The organism is Sphingobacterium sp. GVS05A, assembly GCF_019969845.1.
In the GTDB taxonomy this organism is placed as follows: Bacteria; Bacteroidota; Bacteroidia; order Sphingobacteriales; family Sphingobacteriaceae; genus Sphingobacterium.
Window position 1 is genome coordinate 1 of sequence record NZ_JAHXYR010000017.1, and the last position, 479, is coordinate 479.

The 479-nt window shown below is 37.0% G+C and carries 2 protein-coding genes; both read right to left on the reverse strand.

Annotated elements, in window-relative coordinates:
• Nucleotides 1-194: ClpX C4-type zinc finger protein (locus LC454_RS26230; RefSeq protein ID WP_317196288.1), on the reverse strand; the 194-nt coding region annotated here is incomplete at its 3' end.
• Between the two features lie 58 nt (nt 195-252).
• On the reverse strand, nt 253-479 hold a 227-nt coding region (locus LC454_RS26235), incomplete at its 5' end, for an HIT family protein (protein ID WP_410528674.1).

Here is a 479-nt window from a genome sequence, read left to right on the forward strand (position 1 = left end):
TCTTTGATCTCTTTCGGTTTTTTAAGTTCGTCTATACTTTCTGCCGGAGAAGTTCCCGTTTTAGAAACGCTGTCTTTTACGATAACATGCGCCTGTTCGATGCAGTTTTCGCAAATAAAGCCGGTCTGCCCTGAAATGAGCATTGGTACTTCATTTCTTTTTCTGCCGCAGAAAGAACATTGGTTTGAATTCATACTATATAATAATGTTAAAGAAAATCGTAAAAAATTTCTTTTTTACGATTTTATGCTTTTAAGAAATAATTGAGTTTTGAATCTCTTTATATTCTTCGTCTGTTAGTTTCAGTCTTTCATTTTTGAAGTTCATGTCTTCCACCTTGTTTAAGGGAATGAGGTGAATATGGGCATGAGGAACTTCAAGTCCTACTACAGCTACGCCCACTCTTACGCAGGGCACTGCATTTTTAATCTTTTTGGCGACCTGCTGGGCAAATCCCCAAAGGTTTTTATATTCTTCAC